Source organism: Polaromonas sp. (genome assembly GCF_012927415.1).
In the GTDB taxonomy this organism is placed as follows: domain Bacteria; phylum Pseudomonadota; class Gammaproteobacteria; order Burkholderiales; family Burkholderiaceae_C; genus Polaromonas.
Genome location: NZ_JABBPF010000123.1, coordinates 1 through 8,710, shown reverse-complemented (window position 1 = coordinate 8,710; position 8,710 = coordinate 1). Strand labels below are relative to the sequence as shown.

Here is an 8,710-nt window from a genome sequence, read left to right as displayed (position 1 = left end):
CCCGGCCGAGTGGCTTTACGCGGGCCGTTTGGCTGCGGCAGGCGCTTCGGACGGGCCGGCCGAAGGGTTGGCTGCAGGCGTTGCAGCTTTCCCGGCTATGCGCCGGGTTGCAGGCTTGGCCACTTTTTTGGCGGCAGTCTTGACGGGCGCCTTGGCTGCCGGCTTGGCTGCGGGTGCCTTGCCAGTCATCTTCGGGCCGTGCTTTTCGAGTTGGTCGACCCGCGCTGTCAGCGCGATCACTTCTTTGGCAGAGGGCACACCGAGCTTTTTCAATGCCTTGGCGACGCGCTCTTCAAAGATGTTTTCCAGCTTGTCCCACTGGTTGCCCGCCTTCGATTGGATGTCGGAGGCCATGTTGGTCATCTTGCTGGTAGCTTCCGAGATTTTCTCCTCGGCAACGGCCTGCGTCTTGCGCTGGATCGAAAGACCGTCCTTGACCAGTGCTTCAAATACTTTGCCGCCTTCTTCCTGTGCCTTCGAGAAAGCACCCAGGCCAGCCAGCCAGATCTGCTGGGCTGATTCCTTGACGGCGCTGGACAGTAGCGGACCCGATTTTTTATTGGCGCTCATTTTTTGCAGTTTTTTGACCATGGTGGACTCCGGACGGGCTAGGGTTGTGAAAAGCTTGCGCCAGCAGCTTGCAGCGCTCAACTCAAAATATAAGCGCTGCGCCCGCAGACGTTTAGGTGACTGCTTCTAGAACGTTAGGGATGCCGCTCTAAGGAAAAGCCGCCGGTGGCGACCCGAACGCGGGTTTTCGCTAAAGGGAGAGTGTGCCGCTTAAGCAAGAATGGCGCTTTGATTGGCAGTTAAGCGGAGAAAACTGAATGCATTATTTCGTCACGGGAGCCACCGGCTTCATCGGTAAACGCCTGGTTAAAAAGCTGCTGGAACGAAAAGGCACGACGGTTCATTTTCTGATCCGCCAGGAAAGCGCCGGCAAAGTGGCCGCTTTGCGGGCGTACTGGGGCGTCAGCGCGGCCAGGGCCGTTCCAGTGCACGGCGATCTGACCCGAAAAAAACTCGGCGTCAGTGCCGAAGACATCAAAAAACTCAAGGGTGAGGTCGCCCATTTCTACCACCTGGCGGCGGTTTATGACCTTGACGCCGATGAGGAAAGCCAGATCGCCGTCAATATTGACGGCACCCGTAACGCGGTGGAGTTTGCCAAAGCCATTGACGCCGGGCAGTTTCATCATGTGAGCTCGATTGCCGCAGCAGGCCTGTATGAAGGCGTGTTCCGCGAAGACATGTTTGAAGAGGCTGAAAACTACGACCATCCCTACTTCAGAACCAAGCACGAGAGCGAAAAAATTGTACGCAGGGAATGCAAGATCCCGTGGACTGTTTTTCGACCCGCCATGGTGGTGGGTCATAGCGTGACCGGGGAGATGGACAAGATTGACGGCCCCTACTATTTTTTCAAGCTGATTCAGCGCCTGCGCCAGTTGCTGCCACCGTGGATGCCGATGGTCGGGCTGGAGGGCGGCCGGATCAACATCGTGCCGGTCGATTTTGTGGTCGACTCACTCGACCACATCAGCCACCAGCAGCGCGCCAGCGGCAAGTGCTACCACCTGGTTGACCCCGTGGGTTATCGCGTCGGCGATGTGCTGGACATTCTGAGCAAGGCCGCCCACGCCCCCAGGATGAATCTGTTCGTCAATGCGGCGCTGCTCGGCTTCATTCCCAAGGCGGTGAAAAAGGGGCTGATGGCGCTGGCCCCCGTGCAGCGCGTACGTAACGCCATCATGACCGACCTGGGACTGCCCGAGGACATGCTCACCTTCGTGAACTATCCCACGCGTTTCGACTGCCGCGAAACGCTCGCCGCACTCAAGGGAAGCGGCATCGCCTGCCCCAATCTGCGCGACTATGCGTGGCGTCTGTGGGATTACTGGGAGCGTCACCTTGATCCTGACCTGCACATCGACCGGTCGCTGCGCGGGACGGTGGGCGGCAAGGTGGTGCTCATCACCGGCGGCTCGTCAGGCATCGGCCTGGCTGCAGCGCACAAGTTTGCCGAGGCGGGCGCCACGACCATCATCTGCGGCCGCGACCAGGACAAGCTTGATGAAGCCTGCAAGGAAGCCAGGGCCAGGGGCTACACCTTCGTTGCCTATTCTGCAGATATTGCCGACATGGCCGATTGCGACCGCTTTCTCAAGGAATTGACGCTGAGCCATGGCAGTGTCGATTTTCTGATCAACAACGCCGGGCGCTCGATCCGCCGCGCCATCGAGGCCAGCTACGACCGTTTTCACGACTACGAGCGCACCATGCAGCTGAATTACTTCGGCTGCCTGCGCGTGACCATGGGCCTGCTGCCCGGCATGGCCGCCAAGCGCAAAGGCCATGTGGTGAACATCAGCTCAATTGGCGTGCTGACCAACGCGCCGCGCTTTTCGGCTTACGTGGCCAGCAAGGCGGCGCTCGATGCCTGGACGCGCTGCGCCTCCAGCGAGTTTGCCGACGTCGGCATCAGCTTCACCACCATCAACATGCCGCTGGTGCGCACGCCCATGATTGCGCCGACCAATCTGTATAACAACGTACCGACGCTTTCACCAGAAGAAGCGGCGGACCTGATTGCGCAGGCCTGCATCTTCAGGCCCGTGCGAATTGCCACGCGTCTTGGCATTACCGGCCAGGTCATGCATGCCCTGGTGCCGCGTATTGCGCAAATTGCCATGAACACCAGCTTTCGCATGTTCCCGGATTCGTCGGCGGCCAAGGGCGACAAAGGTGCGAAGTCGCAGTTGTCGCCCGAGGCAATGGCGATGCAACAGATGATGCGGGGAATTCACTTCTGATTGGCTTGTGCCCGGTCTGCACCAAATTTCGTCCGGTTGGGCTCGACCATGAACGTAGGCGCCAGCCGCATGTCGAGGTGAACACCGCTCTTGCAGCGCTTGGCCGGCGCTGCTGCGGCGTGAGATTCGCAAACCGGCCCGAACGTTTGATGAGGCGCACTTAAAGCTGCTGGCTGCGTCACTGAAAAACGCCGGGCAGAACTGCTGCCCGGGCTGCAATGAGAGTGGGGCTTCAATCAATAGCCGAAAGCTGAATGTTAAACTTTGGCGGGTGGCACGCTCTACTCACTCATTCATTCCGCTCTCAAACCGATCGTTGCTCTGGCAGTTTGCGCGACGGGAAGTATTGGGGCGTTATCGCGGCTCATTGCTTGGCCTGACCTGGTCTTTCTTGACTCCTTTGCTGATGCTGGGGGTTTATTCTTTTGTATTCGTCGGTGTGTTTCGGGCTAGCTGGCCTGGTGCGGAAAAAGGGGGCGGGGTTGAGTTCGCCTTGCAGGTTTTTGCGGGGCTTGTCGTCTTCAATTTATTTGCCGAAGTGGCAAACAGGGCGCCAAACCTGGTTGTTGAGCAACCGAACCTCGTTAAAAAAGTGATTTTCCCGGTGGAACTGCTGACTTGGGTGACGGTGTTGTCTGGCCTGTTCCACCTCGTGATCAGCGTTGCTTCTCTTTTACTTGTCCTGCTGATTGCTCGTGGCGGCTTGCCAGTGACGGCGCTGGCATTGCCTTTGGTTCTGTCTGCTTTCCTGCCATTTTTGCTCGGTGTTGGCTGGTTTTTGTCTGCCTTGGGTGTTTTTGTTCGTGATGTGGGCCAGATGATGAACATGATCGTCAGCCTGACGATGTTCATGTCGCCGGTTTTTTATTCCGTGTCTACTTTGAATGTCCGCTGGCAGTTCTGGATGAATCTGAATCCGCTCACGCTAATCATTGAGCAGGTCAGAGCTGTGGTGCTGCTGGGGCAATGGCCTGCCTGGAGCACGCTTGGACTCTATGCGCTGCTGGCCTGTGCATTTGCCGCAGCCGGCGCGATTTTTTTCCAGCTGACGCGCAAAGGTTTTGCTGATGTCCTCTAAGCTTGCCATTCACGCGCAGCAGCTTGGCAAAACCTTTCAAATCTATAACCGCCCCATTGACCGTCTCAGGCAAATGCTGGCACGGAAAGATCGGCGTTATTACCGTGAATTTGCCGCCCTGAATGATGTAAGTTTTGAACTCGGAAAAGGAGAAGTTCTCGGTTTGGTAGGGCGTAACGGTGCCGGAAAGTCCACGCTTTTGCAATTGATCTGCGGCACCCTGACTCCTTCGTCGGGGTGCGTCGCTGTCCATGGGCGCATTGCAGCGCTGCTGGAGCTCGGTGCCGGCTTCAACCCGGAGTTCACCGGTCGTGAGAATATTTATCTCAACGCCTCTATCCTGGGGCTGAGCAAAGCGGAGATCGACGAACGCTACGACGCCATCGTTGACTTTTCGGGCATTAGCGACTTTATTCATCAGCCGGTTAAAACCTACTCCAGCGGAATGTATGTTCGGCTGGCTTTTTCCATTGCTACCAGTGTGGACCCGGACATTCTGGTCATTGACGAAGCCCTGTCAGTCGGCGACGGTGCATTTGCGCGCAAGTCATTCGACCGCATCATGAGCCTGAAGGAAAAGGGCGCGACGATTCTTTTCTGCTCGCACTCGATGTACCAGATCGAGGCCTTGTGCACCCGAGCACTGTGGCTTGAAAAAGGCACAATTCAGCAAATGGGCAATCCAGCCACCGTGGTGGCCAAGTACCAGACCTTTCTGGACCGCGACGCCGCTCAGGCCAGTTCGACTTCAAAGGCAGCCTCATCGCCAATGGGGCATGCCCGCATTGTGGCGGTGCAGACCCGCGTGGATGACGAGGTAGGCACATCGCTGGAAGTACAAAGTTTGCAACAAACGCTTGGCGTCAGTGTCGGCTTCGCATCGGACCCGGCGCTGCCGTCGCCGGTAGTTGCCGTGACCCTGAATGCACCCGATGGCCGTATGCTGACCAGCAGCAGCACGCTCGCGGACGCGCTTGAGCTGGCACGCGATGAGTCCGGCCGCGGTACTGCCATCATCGAGTTTCCAAATATTCCCCTGCTCAAGGGCGAGTACTTCGTCTGGGTGTACCTGCTCAGCGAAAACGGGATTCACATTTATGACACCGCCTCCAACGTGGCAACGCTGCATTTCAGCCAACAATCGCTGGAGCAGGGACTGGTCTCTCTGGCGCACAGCTGGCAAAGCACAACCGGTGCCGAGACTGCACCAGACCGTGCGGAGCCTGAGCAGGCTTTGAGCCGCGATCCGCTGGACGTGTTGGCTGCTACCACCGCGCTTGAGGCAGGCGCTGCACTTGATGATGAGCAAAGCGCGGTTGCTGCTGGCCACCAGGCACTTGCCCTCCGGTTTGGCCTGGCCTGCAATGAGCAGGGCGAATGGCGCAGGCAGCAGCAGCCTCGCTGGCATGTCGGGTGGGTGCGGCGCGAGCAGCAAGCTGCCTGGCACGAGTTGTTCAGGGCATCGTCCGGCCACCCGTTGTCGACCGCGCTGTGGCAGTGGAAATACGGGCAGGGCGATCGGCTGGGCGCAGGCGTCTGGGAGGGTGACAAGCTCGTCGCTTTTTACGGGGGCAGGCCACGGGCGATTAGTTACTTCGGTCAGCCGGCCATGGCCCTGCAGGTGAGTGATGTCATGGTGCATCCATCGCAGCGCGGCGAATTGGCACACAACAGCCCGTTTCAGATGGCTGCTGCCACTTCGGCTGAACTGCTGGTCGGTGACGGGCGGCCACATCTTCTGGATTTTGGTTTTCAGGCAAGGGGACAGCTTTTGTCGCTTGAGGCTCTGGGCTTGCATGCGCAAGTTGACTCTATGACGGAAATACGCTGGCCGAACCTGTCTGGGCTACCTGTCATGCGGATTTCTGCGCGTCCTCTTATTGATTCGAATTACACCATCGTGGACAAACTGTGGCTGGACATGAAGCGGGCGCTGCGGGGCAGCATCGTTGGAGTTCGCGATTGGGCCTTTGTTCACAGCCGCTACCTGATGCACCCGCTGCGGCCTTACGCCGTGCTTTTGGTGCGACGCCGTTTCAGTCGTGTTGCGGTGGGTGTTTTGGTGCTGCGCGACCATCATGAAAAAGGCGTGGAGCTGGTCGACTTTATTGCGCCGCCAGAGCGTTTTCAGGAATTGCTGGACGTCGGGCGCCGTTTTGCCGGCAAGCTGGGGCGGTCCGAAATTTTTACCTGGATTACTGCAAGTCATGCAGATCTGCTTGGCGTGGAAGCGGGCCGTAAAATTCCACTGGATCTGCTTGTTCCCGCGAATATCTGGACGCCAGGGCCTTCCCCTGACGAACTCCGCGGCCATTGGTGGTTGATGGCTGGGGATACCGACTTGTGTTGATGGCGCCAATGGTCATCAAATTTCTGTGTATCCGTCGTTTTGCGGGTTACCTGAAAATGCCTATGAAGCTTTTTCGGCTACCTGACGGTCATTAATATGACTGCATCGGCACTCAACGTCCTGATGGTGACGCGAGAGTTGTCGGACGATCGCCGTTATGGCTTGGGACGCAGCCTCACGCCGGTGGTGCAAGCTCTGCGGAGCAAAGGATGGCAAGTACGTTATTTATGTCAGGATGATTTGCCTGACTCCGCGAAGGCTGGCCGTGCGCGATGGTTGACGTGGCTCGGCAAGTTGCCTGGTTTTGCAGGTGTGCCAAACAGGCAGTTGATGCTGGGCGCACTGGCTGAGCGGTTACAAATGGGCTGGTTCGCCGCGCAGACCGCGCGCGGCGAAGGTTTCACATCGGTGCAACTGCACGACCCCTGGTTGGCATGCGGGTTCCACCTCGGCATGAAGGTGCTGGGTTTGCGAGGTGTCCGTTGGGGTGTTGCCGAACACGGCTTTGGCTGCTACAGCAGGGCCACCCACGAAGATGGCCTGACACAAGGCCCCCGAACCCAGCGGTGGCTGCGCCGCCTCGAAGCGGCTACGCTGGCCTCGGCCCACTGGGTGACCGCGCCCACGCAGCTATCCCTTGATCAATTGGCGCGTGATCTGGCATTGCCTGCCAATCCGCGTCATTGGCAGACTATTCCTCATGCTGCGCCACAAATGGTCTTGCCCAGTCGTCAGCAGGCTCGCTGCTCGCTTGGCTGGAACGAGCACGATCTTTACGTGCTGGGCGTGGGCCGTTTTGCACCCTTGAAACGATTTGATCTTTTGGTGGACTCCTGGGTTGGCTTGGCTGGTCGCTACCGGAACCTGCATTTGCAACTCCTGGGAGGCGTCGTTGCGCAAAACTTTCAACAAACGGCTGATGCTTTGGGTCTGGGTGACCGCATCCATTTTTCGGTGGTTGAAGATGTCAAGCCATACCTCGCGGCAGCGGACATCTATGTCAGTACATCTGCCACTGAATCGTTCGGACTGGCCAACTTTGAAGCGCTCGTGGCAGGACTGCCCTGCGTTTGTACGGCAGTTGGTGGCGTGCCAGAAGTCATGGGTCAGGGGGCCTGGCTGATTCCTGTCGAGCAACATGCATTGCAAAGCGCGCTCGATGAGCTGATTAACCAGCCTGTGCAGCGAGAGGTGTGGTCAGCGCGCGCTGCAACCCGTGCGCGTCAGGCATCAAACCTTGAAATTGTGACCGACCAATATGCTGAGCTTTTTACGCACTAGGCGCATACGGCGTCAGTTGGCGGCGCTGGACGCTTGCCCTTTGCCGTTACCACTCGATTTGACCCAGGCGCGCAAAGTGCTTGTTTTTGCACCTCATCCGGACGATGAAACCCTGGGCTGCGGTGGCACCCTGGCCCGCCTGGCTCTGCATTGCCCAGTCAAGGTGGTGCTGGTGACCGACGGGAGTGGTGCCGGCGGTTTGCCTCCCGAGGCCGGCGCAGTGCGTCAAGTCGAGTTCGGTCGGGCGCTGGCCGCTCTTGGCGTAACCGATTCGATGCAACTCAATCAGCCAGATGGTGGTTTTCAGGGAAGTCCTGAACTTGCACTCCAAGTGCGGACTTTGCTGGAGGACTATCGGCCCGACTGGGTTTTCTTGCCGTCGCCGCTGGATTACCACCGCGATCATGTCCGTATTGCAGCATTTCTGAAACCGCTATGCTGCCAGAGCTCCAGTGTTGAACAACTTCTGTTTTATGAGATCTGGGCGCCAGTACCAGCGACCCATGTGGTGGACATCACCGAGCAAGTTTCCCGCAAGCAAGCCGCGTTGGCCGAACATGCAACGGCGATGCCGTGTGGCGACTACCAGCGCGCGATGGACGGGCTCAACCGTTACCGCGGCCTTTACCTCGGCAGGGACCGGCTGGCAGAGGCCTTCTGGGTCGAGCCTGCGAAGGGTGGCGGGGTCTTCAGCCAAGTGCAGGCCATGGCTTTGCAATTGTTGGCGACACTGCTGCCCAAGTGTCCCTAGCCTCCAGTGCCGCCAACTGACGCCGCACGCGCCTCGTAGAAACGACGTAAAGACCGGCGGATTTATTCGATCGCGTTAAATAAAAAATTTTCACACCGATCGCCAGAGTGGGGCGAGAGTCAACTGCCTTGGCTTTCGCGAAGGCTGGCTGGTCTAAGTCAGGCCTCCGAGGGCTGCAAACAACGACTGCTGAGCAAGCGTCATCTTCCTCAAACCCGTCAGACGTTTGCCATCTTTGGTCTGAACGGTTTTCTGGTCAATGCGGTTGAGTTGCTCAAGCTGCGCTTCTACCGTGGGTATATCCATATTGGTCACCGCCAGCAGCTTGCCGTCGAGCCGCTCCCGATAACGCTTTGGCCCACGTCGATTCTGTAATTAAACAGTTCAACTTTCAAGTTGACCTTGATTACCTACGCCACATGGGCATCCTTGACCGC

The 8,710-nt window shown here is 58.2% G+C and carries 7 protein-coding genes; 5 read left to right on the top strand and 2 right to left on the bottom strand.

Annotation, left to right across the window (positions count from 1 at the left end):
• Window positions 1–15: 15 nt before the first annotated feature.
• Window positions 16–591 (bottom strand): phasin family protein, encoded by a 576-nt coding sequence (locus HHJ19_RS11665; protein WP_296907477.1) that lies wholly within the window; start codon window positions 589–591, stop codon window positions 16–18.
• A 236-nt stretch (window positions 592–827) separates the two neighbouring features.
• Between HHJ19_RS11665 and HHJ19_RS11660 the strand changes: the two genes are divergently transcribed.
• The 5 genes from HHJ19_RS11660 (at window position 828) to HHJ19_RS11640 (ending at window position 8,273) form a co-directional block, all read left to right on the top strand.
• Entirely contained in the window at window positions 828–2,813 is a 1,986-nt protein-coding gene (locus HHJ19_RS11660; RefSeq protein WP_296907476.1) for an SDR family oxidoreductase, read from the top strand.
• A gap of 271 nt (window positions 2,814–3,084) precedes the next feature.
• Window positions 3,085–3,891, top strand: coding sequence for an ABC transporter permease (locus tag HHJ19_RS11655; protein ID WP_296907473.1), 807 nt, complete (start codon window positions 3,085–3,087; stop codon window positions 3,889–3,891).
• Window positions 3,881–6,241 carry an ATP-binding cassette domain-containing protein gene (locus HHJ19_RS11650; protein WP_296907470.1) on the top strand — a complete coding sequence of 787 codons (2,361 nt, stop codon included), beginning with the start codon at window positions 3,881–3,883 and terminating at the stop codon, window positions 6,239–6,241. Before HHJ19_RS11655 ends, HHJ19_RS11650 begins: the two co-directional genes overlap by 11 nt.
• A gap of 96 nt (window positions 6,242–6,337) precedes the next feature.
• Complete coding sequence (locus HHJ19_RS11645; protein WP_296907467.1) at window positions 6,338–7,522, top strand: glycosyltransferase family 4 protein; 1,185 nt, start codon at window positions 6,338–6,340, stop codon at window positions 7,520–7,522.
• Between the two features lie 76 nt (window positions 7,523–7,598).
• Window positions 7,599–8,273 carry a PIG-L family deacetylase gene (locus HHJ19_RS11640; protein ID WP_296907464.1) on the top strand — a complete coding sequence of 225 codons (675 nt, stop codon included), beginning with the start codon at window positions 7,599–7,601 and terminating at the stop codon, window positions 8,271–8,273.
• Window positions 8,274–8,426: 153 nt separating this feature from the next.
• On the opposite strand, the gene HHJ19_RS11635 is transcribed toward HHJ19_RS11640, so the two are convergent.
• Window positions 8,427–8,579, bottom strand: coding sequence for a hypothetical protein (locus tag HHJ19_RS11635; protein WP_296907461.1), 153 nt, complete (start codon window positions 8,577–8,579; stop codon window positions 8,427–8,429).
• Between the last annotated feature and the right edge of the window lie 131 nt (window positions 8,580–8,710).